The organism is Aquicella lusitana (assembly GCF_902459475.1).
GTDB classification, from domain to species: Bacteria; Pseudomonadota; Gammaproteobacteria; order DSM-16500; family DSM-16500; genus Aquicella; species Aquicella lusitana.
Window position 1 is genome coordinate 1010058 of sequence record NZ_LR699114.1, and the last position, 15696, is coordinate 1025753.

The 15696-nt window shown below is 44.4% G+C and carries 16 protein-coding genes; 6 read left to right on the plus strand and 10 right to left on the minus strand.

Annotation, left to right across the window (positions count from 1 at the left end; all coding sequences use genetic code 11):
• The first annotated feature begins 1 nt into the window (after position 1).
• The 4 genes from mlaD to AQUSIP_RS04710 are packed head-to-tail and all read left to right on the plus strand — an operon-like array spanning position 2 to position 1783.
• Entirely contained in the window at positions 2–520 is a 519-nt protein-coding gene (gene mlaD / locus AQUSIP_RS04695; protein ID WP_114833302.1) for an outer membrane lipid asymmetry maintenance protein MlaD, read from the plus strand.
• Positions 507–1139 (plus strand): MlaC/ttg2D family ABC transporter substrate-binding protein, encoded by a 633-nt coding sequence (locus tag AQUSIP_RS04700; protein WP_170131714.1) that lies wholly within the window; start codon positions 507–509, stop codon positions 1137–1139. The genes mlaD and AQUSIP_RS04700 overlap by 14 nt, the downstream gene beginning before the upstream one ends.
• A gap of 5 nt (positions 1140–1144) precedes the next feature.
• A complete protein-coding gene (locus AQUSIP_RS04705; protein ID WP_114833304.1) occupies positions 1145–1459 on the plus strand; it encodes an STAS domain-containing protein in 315 nt (104 codons plus the stop codon).
• 33 nt (positions 1460–1492) lie between these two features.
• Positions 1493–1783 (plus strand): hypothetical protein, encoded by a 291-nt coding sequence (locus AQUSIP_RS04710; protein WP_114833305.1) that lies wholly within the window; start codon positions 1493–1495, stop codon positions 1781–1783.
• 51 nt (positions 1784–1834) lie between these two features.
• On the opposite strand, the gene AQUSIP_RS04715 is transcribed toward AQUSIP_RS04710, so the two are convergent.
• The 5 genes from AQUSIP_RS04715 to rluD all read right to left on the minus strand — a co-directional run bounded on the left by AQUSIP_RS04715 (position 1835) and on the right by rluD (position 8467).
• Complete coding sequence (locus AQUSIP_RS04715) at positions 1835–3373, minus strand: MFS transporter (RefSeq protein ID WP_114833306.1); 1539 nt, start codon at positions 3371–3373, stop codon at positions 1835–1837.
• Between the two features lie 180 nt (positions 3374–3553).
• Positions 3554–4981 (minus strand): amino acid permease, encoded by a 1428-nt coding sequence (locus tag AQUSIP_RS04720; RefSeq protein WP_114833307.1) that lies wholly within the window; start codon positions 4979–4981, stop codon positions 3554–3556.
• Positions 4982–5258: 277 nt separating this feature from the next.
• Positions 5259–6635, minus strand: a complete 1377-nt coding sequence (locus tag AQUSIP_RS04725; RefSeq protein ID WP_114833308.1) for a Do family serine endopeptidase — start codon at positions 6633–6635, stop codon at positions 5259–5261.
• A 168-nt stretch (positions 6636–6803) separates the two neighbouring features.
• On the minus strand, positions 6804–7520 hold the full coding sequence (pgeF, locus tag AQUSIP_RS04730; RefSeq protein ID WP_114833309.1) for a peptidoglycan editing factor PgeF: 717 nt from the start codon (positions 7518–7520) through the stop codon (positions 6804–6806).
• Positions 7517–8467, minus strand: coding sequence for a 23S rRNA pseudouridine(1911/1915/1917) synthase RluD (gene rluD, locus AQUSIP_RS04735; protein ID WP_114833310.1), 951 nt, complete (start codon positions 8465–8467; stop codon positions 7517–7519). The genes pgeF and rluD overlap by 4 nt, the downstream gene beginning before the upstream one ends.
• 120 nt (positions 8468–8587) lie before the next feature.
• Here rluD and AQUSIP_RS04740 point away from each other — a divergent pair, with 120 nt between their 5' ends.
• Positions 8588–9355 (plus strand): outer membrane protein assembly factor BamD, encoded by a 768-nt coding sequence (locus tag AQUSIP_RS04740; RefSeq protein ID WP_114833311.1) that lies wholly within the window; start codon positions 8588–8590, stop codon positions 9353–9355.
• Between the two features lie 115 nt (positions 9356–9470).
• On the opposite strand, the gene AQUSIP_RS04745 is transcribed toward AQUSIP_RS04740, so the two are convergent.
• The 3 genes from AQUSIP_RS04745 to ygfZ are packed head-to-tail and all read right to left on the minus strand — an operon-like array spanning position 9471 to position 13124.
• Positions 9471–10598, minus strand: a complete 1128-nt coding sequence (locus AQUSIP_RS04745) for a phosphotransferase (protein ID WP_114833312.1) — start codon at positions 10596–10598, stop codon at positions 9471–9473.
• Between the two features lie 6 nt (positions 10599–10604).
• Complete coding sequence (locus AQUSIP_RS04750; protein WP_114833313.1) at positions 10605–12224, minus strand: NAD+ synthase; 1620 nt, start codon at positions 12222–12224, stop codon at positions 10605–10607.
• Between the two features lie 15 nt (positions 12225–12239).
• Positions 12240–13124 (minus strand): CAF17-like 4Fe-4S cluster assembly/insertion protein YgfZ, encoded by an 885-nt coding sequence (gene ygfZ / locus AQUSIP_RS04755; protein WP_114833314.1) that lies wholly within the window; start codon positions 13122–13124, stop codon positions 12240–12242.
• A gap of 346 nt (positions 13125–13470) precedes the next feature.
• Here ygfZ and pncA point away from each other — a divergent pair, with 346 nt between their 5' ends.
• Positions 13471–14124, plus strand: coding sequence for a bifunctional nicotinamidase/pyrazinamidase (gene pncA / locus AQUSIP_RS04760; RefSeq protein WP_114833315.1), 654 nt, complete (start codon positions 13471–13473; stop codon positions 14122–14124).
• On the opposite strand, the gene AQUSIP_RS04765 is transcribed toward pncA, so the two are convergent.
• Both AQUSIP_RS04765 and ubiG read right to left on the minus strand, forming a co-directional pair.
• On the minus strand, positions 14121–14780 hold the full coding sequence (locus AQUSIP_RS04765; RefSeq protein ID WP_114833316.1) for an HAD family hydrolase: 660 nt from the start codon (positions 14778–14780) through the stop codon (positions 14121–14123). The two genes, pncA and AQUSIP_RS04765, sit on opposite strands and share 4 nt — an antisense overlap.
• Positions 14777–15478, minus strand: coding sequence for a bifunctional 2-polyprenyl-6-hydroxyphenol methylase/3-demethylubiquinol 3-O-methyltransferase UbiG (gene ubiG, locus AQUSIP_RS04770; protein ID WP_114833317.1), 702 nt, complete (start codon positions 15476–15478; stop codon positions 14777–14779). The genes AQUSIP_RS04765 and ubiG overlap by 4 nt, the downstream gene beginning before the upstream one ends.
• Between the last annotated feature and the right edge of the window lie 218 nt (positions 15479–15696).

Here is a 15696-nt window from a genome sequence, read left to right on the forward strand (position 1 = left end):
CATGTTGCCTCAACGTTTAATTGAAAGTTTAGTCGGTTTGTTTTTATTGTTTGCTATCATTGCATTGACGGTACTGGCTTTTAAAGTCAGTGGTCTGACCAGTCTTTTTCCTTCAAAAACCTATACTGTTATCGCTTCTTTTGACGATATTGGCGGCCTTAAAGTTCGTTCTTCTGTTAAAATAGGTGGAGTACAGATAGGTGAAGTTTCTGACATTACCCTTGATCCTGTTACTTTCAGGGCGATAGTGAAGATGCGCATTGAAGACCAGTTCAATGATATTCCGGATGATTCCTCTGCAGGTATTTTTACTGCTGGATTATTAGGCGACAATTATATTTCCATCACGCCAATGTATAGTAAAACTTTCCTGAAAGAGGGCAGTCAGATCGAAATAACACGCTCTGCGATGGTGCTCGAAAAACTGATCGGCCAGCTTATCTACAAGATCGGAAACAGCGGAACCGATGGAACCAAACAAAATACTACAGGAAACGGAGACCAACATGCGAATCAATAAACTTGTTGCCACTTTTTTACTCGTTTCATTGGGATGGCTAGTCTCGATGAATGCTTATGCGCAGTCGCGTGCAGTTCAAAGCGATCCCGTGGCGCTGCTGCAATACATTGCAAATAACATGATTGCAGGTTTAAAAGCGAATAAGGCTACGCTTAAGACCAAACCGCAAATCGTTTTTCGTCTGGCCAACCGCTATGTCGTGCCTTACGCAGACCTGCCCGAAATGTCAAGGCGTGTGCTGCCTCCGCAAATATGGAACAGTGCAACACCGTCTCAACGCATGCAGTTCCAAAAAGAGTTTACTACCACACTGATTCGTACTTACGCTTCTGCCTTAACGTCTTATCAAGACCAGACGGTACAGTTTTACCCTATTCGCGGCGGTTATCAGGGATTGCGTACTGTGGAAGTGAGAAGTGAAATTACCGGTTCTGAAACACAACCCATCCAGGTAACTTATCGTCTGATGCGTGTCGGCAGTGTATGGCGTTTGTATGATCTTTCCGTGGAAGGAGTTAGTATGCTTGAAAGCTTTAGATCTCAATATGCCGAGATTTTATCAAGCGGCTCGATGGAACAGCTTTTACAACGCATGTCGCAGCACAATCGCGGACGCTAATCGTTATGGAAAAAAAAATCGCTGACATTCGCATGCAAGGTAACGAGGTTCTCGTTTTGGGAAACCTTAGCTTTTATAATGTTATGTCAGTGTATGAAAAGAGTTTATCTCAACTGGATGCCTGCCCTGAGCTGAATTTTAATTTTTCAGAGCTTAAATCAAGTGATAGCTCAGGGCTTGCGTTAATCATGGAATGGATCAGGCTCGCCAAACAGCGCAATAAGCCTATACGGTTTTCGCATCTTTCCGATGATTTACTATCAATCGCAAGCGTTTCTGGCCTCATCAAACTGATTCCCAAGGCGGAAACAAAAGCTTGATCGTTATGCATACACTCTTTGAGGGAAAATAGCATGATAGAAAAATCTCAAGATGAATCCATTGCTGATGCAATTAATACGATTACCGAGAAACTGGGTTCACTCCTATTGCAGGAATTTTTGAAGTTACCCCAAGACTTGCAGATCAATCTTGTTTTAATAAAATCAGCACAACTGTTGTTAGCAAATATTCTTTGTCAGGTCGCGGCTAATAACGAGGAGCTGGAGAAAATCGCCGATGATCAGGGTGCTGAAATGAAAGAACTTACCTATACCTGTGCGGTGACAGGGTTTTCGAATAAGTTCGACATTAACAAGCATTAAAAAATTCTATTGCACAAGGTTTGATATCGTATACAAGTAAATAAACAAATCCTATATTTCTGGCAAGTAGTTGTCGTTTTTCTTCGTTGAAAGTCGAATGTTTTTCAGAGAGAAGGCGGCGATAAACATCGCGCTCACGGCTAATGATATACAAATAACGATTATCCAGGTGAACCCAAAAACGAATGCTTTTTGCGTAACGAAAGCCATTTGCTTTGCAACGGCTGTGGGGAATGCGTCAAATAATGAAGTTAAAGCTTGTGCTCCTGATGCGGTGTTGTGGACAAGATTGGCTTGTATTGGCGTTAATGTTAGTTTTGATGCGGCGAGTAATTGCGTCAATTTAAGTTTGCTCAAAGTGTTTAACAATGCGCTCGAGAGGGTGATGCCAGCTGAAGCGCCTGCAAATGCCATCGTGAACAGCATACCGGTTACCAGGGCGGATTGATCAGGCGGTGCTATTTGCAAGACGGCGAAATTGGTGGTGGGGAAATGAATAGCATAAGCAATCCCGAATAACATGAGTGAGACAATCAAAAAGACCATGGAGTGGGCTTGAGCTGCACCGATTAATCCTATTAATGACAAGGCAAGAATAAAACAACTGCTAATGATTAAAGATCTTAGGGAAAAATAATTCATTAAGTGTCCGGAAAATGGCGAGAATATTCCCAGAAGAATGGTTGCGGTTAATAATAAGAATCCAGCCTTGTCTGCGCTGAATCCCAAGATATTTTGCATATATAAGCTGATAAAAAACATAAAGACAAAGAACACGTATTGAGCGCAGGTTCTAAGCGAAATGATGCCTATCAAGGCTTTGTGTGTTAATAAATCCAGATGAATCAGAGGATGCTGGCTTCTGGTTTCAATGATAATAAAAATGCTTAATAAAATGAGAGTGAGAAGGAATAATCCCCAAAATTCAACCGACACTATTCCCCATTGAGGAATTTTGTTCAATGTCATTAACAGACAGAATAAGCCTGCAGAAAGCGTAATAATGCCTGGAAAATCAATTCGTACTGATTTTTTTTCGGTCGTTTCGGGGACTAAGATAAGCGCCATCAGGATGGCGAATAATCCGATTGGGATGTTTATGAAAAAAACCCATCGCCAGTTGAGGGAGGAGATTAATAGCCCGCCGACTGTGGGGCCAATGGCCATGGATACCCCTGTTGTTCCTGTTAAAAATCCCAGTGCTAATCCCTTTTGTCTTTGATCAAAGATTAAATAAACCAGCGCCGTTGTAATAGGCACAACCATCGCTATGCCTATCCCTTGACCTACTCGGCTCATGATTAATAATAGGGCGGTTGAAGCAAGTCCTGCGAGAGCAGAAGAAATAACGAAAATGAGTGTGCCAATAATAAATAGGCGGCGATGTCCATACATATCACCCAGGCGGCCGCCAATGGCCATCAATGAAGCCGAGCATAATGTATAGGCGGTGATCACCCACTGTAATGTTCCCAAATTAGTATTAAGATCATTCGCAATGGGTGCCAAGGCCACGTTAACAGCGGTAAAATCAATCCACATCAGCGACCAATCCAGGCAGATCGTAAAAAGAATTAACCATTTTTTCATAAGATATTTATCTGTTATTAAAGGCTAGATAACAATTTATCCCATGCGCTCTCTATAGTGCAAAGGAAAAGATTCGCTTAATGGAAATACGTGCTGGAGATGTTGCTTAGAGAAACCTTATTGACCGAAGTGGCACAGAACGAGCGCTTCAAATTGATAGGTTAACTGGCACTCCCTTATTTAACCCGTTTCCTTTTTCAAGGTGTATTGGCGAAAAAAAACTTTAATTTTCGCTGGGAGATCAAGTTTCTTAATAAGGTAAAAAAACAAAAATAACCAGATAGAAGAATAGACAACAAAAAAGTCAGTCACATGGTGGCTTCCCTCGCTGACGAGAGGTATACACTGCGCGATAATGACAAAGCCCAGAACGAACATCGACAGAATCTGCGCATACGGATAGAATTTTGCCTGGTAGCGCAGAATGCTTGTTCCGCCATGCTGTGGCAAATATTTCCTGCGGAATTGGTAATGACTTAAGGCGATACCAAACCAAGCAATAAAACCGGAAAGTGAGGATATCTGTACTAGATAACCAAAAAGCACACCATTGCCAACGATAGAGGAAACAAAAACCAGCGAGCCGATCAGTGCTGTTGCTATCAGTGCGGCCGTGGGGATCGCATACGGATTGACTTTACTGAAAACGTTGGGCGCTTGCTTGGTTTTCCCGAGATACCACAAAATGCGGGTTGCTGAATACATGCTAGCATTCGCTGCGGAAAGTACAGCGACGAGAATAACAAAATTAATCAGGTCTGCTGCATAGCGTGAAGTGTAGCGGCTAAATATCAGTGTATAAGGACTCATACTGACATTATCCTGATAGCTTAAACGTGGATCGTTGTAAGCGATCAACAGGGTGATAATGCCAATGGATAATACGTAAAACAAGGTTAAGCGCCAGAACACATATTTGATCGAGCGGGGAATAGATGTTTCGGGATTTTGCGCTTCACCCGATGCAACGCCAATCAACTCCGTTCCCTGGAAGGAAAATCCTGCAAAAAGAAACACAGCAATAAACCCGAATGCACCTTGATGGAAAGGAGCATCACCAACTTTCCAGTGCTGAATGCCAAATTGAGGCTGCTGAAATAAGGTAAATAAACCAAGAACAATAAAAATAAGAATGACAGATACTTTGACAAATGACATCAGATATTCAATTTCGCCGAATAACCGGACTGAAAAAATATTACAAAGAAAAATACCGGCAAAGAATACAATGGAGAAGAGGATGCTATTTACTTGGGGAAACCAATATCCCATGATTAACGAAGCGGCGGAAATTTCAGCGGCAATCGTGATGGCCCAATTTAGCCAGTAATTATAGCCCATTGCCGTACCAAAGGATCTGCCTACGTATTGAGAGGAATACTCACAAAAAGTACCTGAAGTCGGTTTGAATACACTCATTTCAGCAAGGCTGGTCATTAAAAAGTAAACGATAATGGCCATCAAACTATAAGCGAGCAGGGCGCCGCCGGGGCCACCAATGGAAATGGCATACCCACTTGCTAAAAAAATCCCGGTGCCAATCGATCCGCCTATGGCAATCATATTAAGATGCCGGGTTTGCAACCCGCGTGAAAGCTCAGTACTCATAGTGTGAATCCATACGCGCTGTGTCGGTATTTAAGTATTAGATTAGTTATACCGTTGAAATATTAAGGATCTATTAATATGCGGCCATTGCTTCTTGGCCATCAAACCTTTATCGACTCTACTTCAGATTGATGTCAGTCGCAATCGAAAAATGGGTAGTAAAAACAGTGTTTACTATTTATGATCCAATGGCTCTACCCTAAGGAAAATAATTTTTAAAAATTCATTCGCAGATATCATTTCTGCAACTTGGTGCCATCCCTATGAACTGACAAATTTAAGCCTCTTCTTTGTTGATTACCAAAAAGATCGCACTGGGTCCGCGCAATACATTCAGCAATAATGGCTTGTCTGTCTTGGCAACAGCCATTTTAAGTTCGTCAATATTTTTGACTTTCTGCTGATTCACGGAGGTGATCACATCACCAGCTCGTAAGTCGGAATGCCAGGCATTACTGTCTTGTTCAACGGACACAACCAATACGCCAAGCACATTGCCATGAATGGGGCTTAACAGGCTGAAATCCTTTAATCCCACGCCATATAAAAAGGGATTGGCGCGTTCAATGAACTGTTTGCGTTTTTTAGGATCGGAAAGCTGTACGTTTATCGTCATATGTTTTTTGTGACGAATGATGTCAATATTCGTTTTGGAATCCACACGCAAAAATCCGATGGTGTTCACCACATCGCTCGCGTTTTTGATAGGACTGCCATTGACGGCTGTGATGATATCACCGATCTCAATGCCTGCTTGCTGGGCGGGGGAATCCGGTAAAACTTGCGTGACGGCGGCGCCTTTTTCAATCTCAAGATTGAATGCATTGGCGAGTTCCGGCGTGATATCCTGTGCGCCAATACCCAATACACCGCGTTTAACATTGCCGTATTCGATCAGCTGATCCATCACACTTTTGGCCATGTTGACCGGGATGGCAAAGCCAATGCCGATACTGCCGCGATCTGGCGAAAGAATAGCTGTGTTGATGCCGACCAGCTCACCTTGCATATTAATCAGCGCGCCACCCGAATTGCCCGGGTTGATAGGCGCATCCGTTTGAATAAAGTTTTCATAACCTTCTATGCCTAGGGTGGTACGACCCAGCGCACTGACAATGCCGGAGGTAACGGTTTGATTGAGCAGGCCAAAAGGGTTACCGATCGCAGCAACAAAATCACCTACTTTCAGCTTGTTTGAATCCGCGATAGGTACTGCTATCAGGTTTTTGGCTTTTATCTGCAGCAAAGCGATATCGGAAGGCTTGTCGAGCCCGATGATTTTGCCGGTATAGTGGCGGCCATCGCTTAACGTCACTGTGACAGACTGGGCATCGTTAATAACGTGGGCATTGGTAAGAATATATCCTTTTTGTGCATCAACAATGACTCCGGACGCAACCGAAGTAAACGTGCCAGGCAACGCCTGTTCACCTTCCGCGCCTTTGCTGCGCCGCTGTTTTTGAATCTCGCGTAGTGTTTCAAAATCTGTGACCTTGATAAGCGCTTTAACGCTCACCACGGCGGGCAGGACTTTTTGCAGCATTGGTGCAAGGCTGGTATCGATTGGCGTAGCCGAAAAGCTGGCCGTGCTCATGACCGGAACACAGGCAAGGAAAAAGAAGAAACTCAAGATAGCATGTCCAAGTCTTTTCATACGACGTTCTCTCTCAATGATGCGGTTTTATTAAAGATCGCCAGTTAACTTGATCTTTTTTCTAGGATTTCCACAACCCGTTATACTAGCATGTCTTATGGAGTATGTGTCGATTTTTTTCTCTTGGCAACCCTGCAGATGAATGGGTTGTCGCAGCGTAAAAGCAGTTTACAGACGCCATATCAGGCTGGCCATGCGGCCTGTTTTGCCTTTGTCTCGGCGGTAGGAAAAGAATAAATCCGCCTGCGTGTAAGTGCAAAAGTCTCCCCCATAAATCTGGGTAACGCCCTGATGGCGAAGCCGTATCCGGGCGAGTGTATAGAGATCAGCCAGCCATTTTCCCGGCCGTTGGGGCAGGAAGGCCGCCGCTGACTCAGGGTGTTTTTGTACAAAGGCATCATACACGTCCTGACCCACTTCAAATTTTTGAGGGCCAATAGCGGGGCCAAGCCAAACTAGCAGGTCGGCCGCTGGCTGCCGCATGGCTTTCAGGGTCGCCTCGATGATACCGCTTGCAAGGCCTCGCCAACCGGCATGAATTGCGGCGACATGCGAGCCCTGTTTATTACAGACAAGCACAGGCAGACAATCCGCAGTCAGAATAGCGCATACCTGTCCTGGTTGGTCGGTGAAAGTAGCATCAGCCTCTTTTTTACTGTTTTCTGGCGTTGCCGCAATAGCGACATTGCTGTGCGTCTGCGTTATCCAGACAGGTTCACTGGGCAATTGTAATAAGGTTTTTAACCGTTGATTTTCATTCTCGCTGCCGGCATAAAAACCAGGATGCATATCATGATAAGGTTGGCGCTCGCCCCAGCTGTCACGTACTGTTGTATAAGCTTTTACAGAGGCAGGAACAGGCCAGTCGGGCTGTATAAACTTCATTGGCGACTCCTCTTCATATCTTCTCTCAATGCGCTGATTAACGCCTTCATATCACTCGGTAACTCAATTTCCCACCGTATAAATTCACCTGTTTCCGGGTGGGTCAGGCCTAATGCGTAAGCATGGAGTGCCTGGCGCTTAAATTGACGTAGTTGTTGAATGAGTTCGGGCTGCATGCCTTTGGCTAGTTGCACACGTCCGCCATAAGTGGCATCACCTACAATGGGATGATGAATATGCGCCATGTGAACTCGAATCTGGTGGGTGCGACCGGTTTCCAGTCGCAGCTTAAGGCGGGTGTGTGCGCGGAATTTTTCAGCGACCCGATAATGGGTAACGGATTGCTTCCCTGACTCTGTCACCGCCATGCGTTTACGCTGGAGGCCGTGGCGGCCAATAGGTGCATCTACCGTCCCGCCGCTGATCAATGTGCCCCATACGATCGCCTGGTATTCTCTTAGCAGCGTACGTTTTTTGAGCTGATGTGACAAATCTTTTAACGCTGCAGGCGTTTTAGCGATTACCAGTAGACCTGATGTATCCTTGTCCAGACGATGCAAGATACCCGCGCGCGGCAAGGCCTGTAAGGCAGGGGCATGATGCAGTAGCGCATTTAAGAGCGTACGATCTGCGTTCCCCGCGCCGGGATGAACGACGAGTCCGGCAGGTTTGTTAATCACAATGAGTGCTTCATCTTCATAAACAATGGAGAGTGGGATTGCCTGAGCTTCCCATACGGGTTGTGGCTTGATCACCACTTCTACCGATATCATTTCACCGCCTTTCACGCGTGTTTTGGCTTTGACAGGCTGGCCATTCATCAGGATGGTCCCTGCCTCAATCCATTCTTTTATTTGTGTGCGCGAAAAATCAGGCAGCAACTTGGCTAAAGTCTGATCGAGTCTCTCATCTTTATGTGTTTCTGGAATAATAAGGGTCTGTTTCATAACTTCGTGAATGATGACAGAATTTAGTTTACAATGCACCTCTTTAAGGAGACAGTGGCCGATATACCGTGGTCATAAGATACCAGAATAAAAAATTTTAGTGTCGTAGGTGCTTTATTCATGAAAAGAATTCTCAGTTTGCTATGCTTGACAGGCGTAACAGTGGCCTTGCTTGCTTCGTGCTCGACGGCGACCGATCCTTCCGAAGCTTATAAAGACGAAACCCCGCAGCAAATTTTTCAATATGGCAAATCCGCTTTGCAAAATAAAAGCTATGGCGAAGCGATCAAGCGTTTTGAAGCGCTGGATGTGCAGTATCCTTTTGGCCCGCAAACAGAGCAGGCGCAGCTTTATCTTATCTATGCCTATTACATGAAAGAAGAATATGCGCTAGCACAAGCGGAGGCGGATCGCTTTATACGCATACATCCTGCCAATCCGAATGTTGATTATGCTTACTACATGAGAGGACTCTCAAGTTATTATCAGAACATGGGTTTTCTTGAGCGCTTTTTCTCTGTTGATCTTGCGACACGCGATTTGACCCAAATTCAGAAATCATATAATGATTTTAATGAACTGGTCACGCGATTCCCCAATAGCAGATACACACCCGCTGCCTATCAATATCTAATTTATCTGCGCAATGTGATGGCGAATCATGAGCTGCAGATTGCGCAATATTATTATAGCCGTAAGGCTTATGTGGCTGCAGTCAATCGCGCAAGCAGTGTGGTTGCCCACTATCAGGGCGCGCCTGCCGTAGTAGATGCGCTTATCGTGATGGCGAAAGCCTATAACAAACTGGGGATGACTAAACTCGAGCAAGATACGCTGACTGTGCTGCGGTATAATTACCCGAATGTTACGGTAGACATGGGTTCATAACGTAAGAAGATCAAAAAAAAAACAGTTATCAATCGTTAAGCGGTTTTAAATCGTTTCCTCATGCCGTCGTCCCGCTGCTAGTCAGCGGGAGCGATGCTTACAAGCTTACAATAAGTCAGCATATTGGCTGAATGGTTATCACGTTATTCTCAGAATGATGGATGGTTGGCGCAGTGAGTTTGCTTACATAATCATATGCGTTTTTAAACATAGCCTCATTTAATAATTTTTTACAATTTTCAAAGCGTCTTTGCTCATATTGCCGCAAATTTTCAAGGCTATCCTGCATATTGTTGTTGGCAATCTGTACCCATGTCCACAAGGCGGCCCAAAGTTCAACGACTGGTTTGTAGAGTAGGAAACGTTGATAAGCTTCATTTGCCCAGGTACCAAAATAGTAGAGAAATAACTGGTGATCCTGAGATTCAGTAAACTCGCCTTCACATGAAGTATTGGCAAGGTCCCACACGGGATCGTTATTGCCGGAATATTCCCAGTCAATCAACTTCATTTCACCGTTAGATTTGATAAAATTACCCGGTGTGGTGTCATTATGACAGGGAACTTTCTTGATATTCAGTGCACAAAAAAGTCTTTCCAGTTTGTTCATGGTCTCCATGACTATTTCGTATGCCGGGGGAAGGGCAACTTGTTTTTCTTTGAGCAGCGCGAGCATTTTTCTGTTTCTCGCAAAGACGTCGATATCATTGCTGAATTGCTTACTGCACCCGTGAACGATCTTAAGGACATGCGCTGCTTTTTGGAGATTTTTGGCATCCTTGAATAACTCAGGCGTCATGGGTTTAGGATTGGGAAGGTAGTGCGTAATCTGATTACCTTTTTTACCTGCATAGGCGACTGGCGCTGCAATGCCTAAGCGTACAGCGATGGCAACATTATATGCTTCAGCCTCGCGATCAATAAAACGATCAGAATGGATGCCTGGCCGTCTCCCGACGAAAGCCTTTCCTGCTGTTGCAAAAAAAATGGAGGTATTCGTCAGGCCACCACCGAGTTTTTTAATTTCCATGATTTGATTGGGCGCTTTATTAGCAAAATCACTCGCCTGGCTTAGTACACTGAACAGCGTTTTTTTGATTGGGTCTTGATTGATAACTCTGTTCCAGTCTTTATTCACAGCGGGCGCGACTGTGATGAATGTCTTGATATCAATATAGCTGAATAATTTAACAGCAAGATCATCAGGAAAATCAGGATTTAGTTTGCCAAAGAAATTAGCCATGCTAGTTCAACCTTTAAAGCCACTTGTTATTGGATAGCGCCAGTCTTTACCAAATGATTTATGATTAATGCGGGGTCCGATGGCGGCTTGTCGTCGTTTATATTCATTTTTATGAATCAGGTTAACTACCTTTTTTACCGTTCCGGGGTTGAAGCCCTGACCTATGATTTCGTCAATGCTCTGTCCCTGATTGAGATAACATTCGAGTATTTTGTCTAAAAGCGGATAGGGCGGAAGGCTGTCCTCATCTTTCTGATTGGGTGCCAATTCGGCTGTGGGCGCTCGCACAATGGTACGTTCAGGAATCACCGGATGAAGCGTATTGCGGTATTTCGCCAGATCATACACGCGGGTTTTGGGAATGTCTTTTAGCACTGCAAAGCCGCCTGCCATATCACCATAGAGCGTGCAGTAACCAACCGCGATTTCACTGCGGTTGCCAGTGGTAAGGACCATGTGACCGTATTTATTGGAAAGCGCCATAAGAATAATGGCACGGCAGCGCGCCTGAATATTTTCTTCTGTCACATCTGGGTTCCGTCCTGTAAATGCAGGGGCAAGCGATGTCAAAAAACTTTTATAAACAGGCTCGATGGAAATGGTTTCAAGCTTAACGCCTAAATGTTGTGCCACATTTTCTGCATCTTCCCGGCTGATGTCGGCAGAAAAACGGGACGGCATAAAAATGGCTCGGACCCGATCTTTGCCCAATGCGTCTACTGCAATTGCTAATGTAAGCGCTGAATCAATACCACCGGAGACGCCTACCAGCACGCCGGGAAAATAATTTTTTTCAATATAATCGCGTAATCCCAGCACGAGTGCCTGATAAATTTTTTCATTCTGCTCCGAAAGAGTGATGGCTGCGGAAGCCATGCGCGATTGGTCACTTGTAAAATCAATATCGACAGGTAAAAGCGTTTCATTGAAAAAGCCTGCAAATTGGCATAGCTTGCCTTCCTGATCTATTGTCATGGAGCCGCCGTCAAATATGAGTTCATCCTGTCCGCCCGTATTATTAACATAAATAATCGGTATCCTGTTTTCTTTAGCGCGTCCGGATAAAACAGCCATGCGCTGTTCGTGTTTATTGACTTCAAAGGGTGATGCGTTGGGAGAAAGAATCAGTCGGGCACCTTTTGCGGCGGCGAGCTGTACAGGTTCCGGGAACCAGATGTCTTCGCAAATAACCAAGCCGGTTGGAATACCTTTTATGGGTACCACGCAAGGTGTATCACCAGGCGTAAAATAACGGTACTCGTCAAATACGCCATAATTGGGAAGGTGTCTTTTTGCATAGGTTCCTAATATTTCGCCATTATAAATTAACGTGCAAGCATTATATAAACCTCGGGCAGTGGATTGCGGATGACTAACAAGACAATAGATGCCGCGGATTTCTGCAATGAAAGTTTGCAGGGCTGTCTCGGCTTGTTGAATAAATGCTTTTCGTAGCAACAAATCTTCGGGTGGATAACCCGTGATACTTAATTCAGGAAAGACGATGATGTCGGCCGACAGTGCATCGCGTGCAGTTACTGCTGCTTTGATATGTTTTTGCAGGTTTCCCTCTATATCGCCGACCTTCAAATTAAGCTGAGCAAGCACAATACGTAATTTAGCCATTTTATTCTCGCTTTTTTAGTCTTGTATTACAAAATAATGGTGATGATTATGATCCAGAAAAAGATGATTATTTTTGGCATTGGATTCATCTGTCACAATCAAGACACTGCAATGATTATAGTCCTTTAGGCAACTATCAACGATTATGCCACAAGGTTTTATGTCATTCTGGTGCTGGTAATAAATAGTTGCGCCGGGTTTGGGAGGATCCTGGCTGATCAGCTCGGCATGGTAAAGATGATTCTTGAGCTTTCCTTTGTAGTGCATACGGGCGATGATTTCTTGCCCTGTATAACAGCCCTTTTCAAAGCTGACAGCTTGTAACGCGGGCAGGTTAATTTCGTGCGGAAGCAATTTGGCTGTCGTTTCAGGATAAATCGCAGGAAGATGGTCAGCAATATCAAGACATTTCCAGGCATTGGCTGAGGCAGGTTCCGCTTGGCTGCTTAAAAATGCGAGATGTGTTTTTATCGCTTCAGCCGGGCCAAAGATAATATGTCTTAAAGGTGAAGAAGGCATGTTTATACACATCAGATCGTTGAAAGAAGCAATGGTTTTTATCGAGCCTGCATAACCGTTTATGAGGTAGTTGTCACTCACATCGGCTAACGTGGCTTTGTAAAAAATAGCGTATTTTTTTAATGCTGCAAGTGCGACGGGAACATGATCGTGCGGCATGAGTAGATAATAAGCGTCCTTTGACCGATAGAGCCAAAACAGGCTAATAATCCGGCCCTGGGGGTTACAATGTGCGCCTAGTCTGCTTTGTGTTGGTGATATTTTTTCAACGTCGCAGGTAAGTTGGCCTTGTAATAATCGGGTTACATCGGGACCGCTTGCTTTTAATACACCATAAGTATGCAAGTTAAACAGGCGACTTGGGGCAACGGCTGTGTTCATCGGTCAGTCAATTTCCTCGTCAAAAATGTTATGTGCAAAATGGTCTTATCTGTTTTTTTCTGCCAGCCAAAAAGCTTCTGGCGACAGCTTTTAATTCCAATATCAGTATCGCTTAAGGAAATACAACACTGTCATCCTGAGATCCTTCGCTTCGCTCAGGATGACAAATTATGAACATCCCTGAAAAATGGCCAAAGTCCAATTAAAAAAGAGCGCCATTGAATTCCAATATGATAAATAAAATAGCATCATTCTTCTACGAAGTTGTTGCCATCTCTCATCAACCCCTATAAATTCCCTCTTAAACTTGCCGCTTGCTATAGTTATAAAAGGAGGTGGAGATAAGATGGCGAAGAAAAAAGCATTAATTATGGTTGACTTACAAAATGACTTTTGTGAGGGCGGTCATTTGGCTGTTCCAGGGGGAGATGAAGTGATTCCCCTCGCTAATCAGCTGCAGGATTATTTTGACTTGGTAGTGGCGACGCAGGATTGGCATCCCCAGGATCATATGAGCTTTGCAAGCAACCATCCCGCTTATGGTATTGGTGATGTCATCGTTGTGGATGAGATTCCTCAAGTGCTCTGGCCTGATCATTGTGTGCAGCATAGCAAGGGTGCGGAATTCCATCCTGATCTCAACACGCAAAAAATTGAGAAGATTTTTCATAAAGGAACAGATAAAAAAATTGATAGCTACAGTGCGTTTTTTGACAATGCGCATCGCCGCTCCACAGGGCTCGGCGAATACTTGCGAAGCAAGGAAATTGAGGATGTATACATCATGGGGCTGGCGACAGATTATTGCGTCAAATATTCATCACTTGATGCAGCTCATCTTGGTTTTAATGTGTATGTCATTGAAGATGCATGTCGGGGCGTTGAACTGAATCCGGGCGATGTTGCCCGCTCATGGGAAGAAATGCGCGAGTCAGGTGCCCATGTTGTTCACTCAAGTGATATTCTCAAGGCCGACGAAGGCACGCCCGCCCGCCTCTAAAGCCATTTAATAATCTCAGCAGGTTGATGAATATACCCATCAGCCTGCCACTCAAATGGATTCTCCTTTTCACCAATGTAACCATACAAAGCCACCAGTGAGCGGGTACCCGCTGCCTTACTGGCAATCATGTCATTCATGGCATCGCCTATGTATATGCATTCTTGAGGATCTTGATTTAGCAGCTCGCAAGCGTAACGGATGGGTGCCGGATCCGGTTTGGCAGCTGGCAAGGAATCACCGCAAATGACACATTGCGGGCGTTTTTCGAAGTTCAAAGCCTTAAGCAATGCGAAGGTTTGTCTGCTGAGTTTGTTTGTTACGATACCCCAGGAAATCCGGTGTTGATCCAGGTGATTTAATACATGATCAATGTCAGGAAATAACCGTGTTGAGTCTGCCAAGTGGTTCTGGTAAAGCTCAAGAAAACGTTCACGCAAGGCAGGGAAGGCAGGATCGTTTTCTTCAATACCAAGTACCTTCTTCACCATGGCTTTGGAGCCATGGCTAATAATAGGGCGTATTTCTGACAAGGGCATATCTGTAAAACCCTGTTCCTGGCGCAGCCGGTTTAATGCATAAACGAGGTCCGGTGCGGTATCAAGCAGGGTACCATCCAGATCAAATAAAACCGCGCGTGTGGTGATTGTCGTCATAATGATTTTCTGGCGTAAAAAAGATAGTTAACGGAAATATCATCTGTGAGTTTAAATTGCTGCGAGAAAGGTTGATAAGAAATGCCTTTCACTTCTTGCGGCATTAATCCTGCTTCTCTTGTCCATGCAGAGAGCTCAGAAGGGCGAATGAATTTAGCATAATCATGTGTATTTTTTGGCAGCAGTTTCAGAATATATTCTGCTCCTAAGATGGCAAAAAGATAGGCTTTAGGATTGCGGTTCAGTGTGGAAAAAAAGAGGTGGCCGCCAGGTTTTACAAGTGCTGCGCATGCGCGTACGATGGAGGCGGGATCCGGTACATGTTCCAACATTTCAAGGCAGGTCACGGCATCATAATAAGCAGGACGTTCGGTAGCAATGGTTTCTGCTTGGGTATGCAGATATTCTACCCGCATGCCGGATTCCAGTTGGTGCAGCTTTGCCACTTCAATTAACGATTTATTCATGTCAACGCCGGTTACTTGCGCGCCTTTTGCGGCCATGCTTTCCGAAAGGATGCCTCCGCCACAGCCTATATCAATGACAGTTTTTCCATTCAGATCAATTTTTTCCGATATATAACCTAATCTTATAGGGTTTATCTCATGCAATGTCTTAAGATCCCCGGTGGGATCCCACCAGTGTGCTGCCAGCGAAGCAAATTTTGCTAATTCCTGCTGGTCGTAATTTTCATTCATATCATCTATCCTGGCATTAAAAAATGGTGCGGTTTTTTTTGAGAAAATGTTGTGTCAAATGCATGCCGTCTTTGTTTATTTTACGCTGGCGGGCTTGCGTTCTATCCATTCGATTTCAAAAAAAATTTAATTTTCTCAAGTATTAATCTTGCCTGTGCAAGGAGTATAAGTTTATCATTTATTGCGCGGGCCAATCAAAGCACTTCAACTGGTAAAGG

Coding starts and splice junctions, on each gene's coding strand:
- AQUSIP_RS04700 (WP_170131714.1), top strand. CDS start 507: ATGCGAATCAATAAACTTGTTGCCACTTTTTTACTCGTTTCATTGGGA.
- AQUSIP_RS04715 (WP_114833306.1), bottom strand. CDS start 3,373: ATGAAAAAATGGTTAATTCTTTTTACGATCTGCCTGGATTGGTCGCTG.
- AQUSIP_RS04745 (WP_114833312.1), bottom strand. CDS start 10,598: ATGGCTAATTTCTTTGGCAAACTAAATCCTGATTTTCCTGATGATCTT.
- mlaD (WP_114833302.1), top strand. CDS start 2: ATGTTGCCTCAACGTTTAATTGAAAGTTTAGTCGGTTTGTTTTTATTG.
- AQUSIP_RS04710 (WP_114833305.1), top strand. CDS start 1,493: ATGATAGAAAAATCTCAAGATGAATCCATTGCTGATGCAATTAATACG.
- pncA (WP_114833315.1), top strand. CDS start 13,471: ATGGCGAAGAAAAAAGCATTAATTATGGTTGACTTACAAAATGACTTT.
- ubiG (WP_114833317.1), bottom strand. CDS start 15,478: ATGAATGAAAATTACGACCAGCAGGAATTAGCAAAATTTGCTTCGCTG.
- AQUSIP_RS04720 (WP_114833307.1), bottom strand. CDS start 4,981: ATGAGTACTGAGCTTTCACGCGGGTTGCAAACCCGGCATCTTAATATG.
- ygfZ (WP_114833314.1), bottom strand. CDS start 13,124: ATGAACACAGCCGTTGCCCCAAGTCGCCTGTTTAACTTGCATACTTAT.
- AQUSIP_RS04705 (WP_114833304.1), top strand. CDS start 1,145: ATGGAAAAAAAAATCGCTGACATTCGCATGCAAGGTAACGAGGTTCTC.
- rluD (WP_114833310.1), bottom strand. CDS start 8,467: ATGAAACAGACCCTTATTATTCCAGAAACACATAAAGATGAGAGACTC.
- AQUSIP_RS04740 (WP_114833311.1), top strand. CDS start 8,588: ATGAAAAGAATTCTCAGTTTGCTATGCTTGACAGGCGTAACAGTGGCC.
- AQUSIP_RS04765 (WP_114833316.1), bottom strand. CDS start 14,780: ATGACGACAATCACCACACGCGCGGTTTTATTTGATCTGGATGGTACC.
- pgeF (WP_114833309.1), bottom strand. CDS start 7,520: ATGAAGTTTATACAGCCCGACTGGCCTGTTCCTGCCTCTGTAAAAGCT.
- AQUSIP_RS04725 (WP_114833308.1), bottom strand. CDS start 6,635: ATGAAAAGACTTGGACATGCTATCTTGAGTTTCTTCTTTTTCCTTGCC.
- AQUSIP_RS04750 (WP_114833313.1), bottom strand. CDS start 12,224: ATGGCTAAATTACGTATTGTGCTTGCTCAGCTTAATTTGAAGGTCGGC.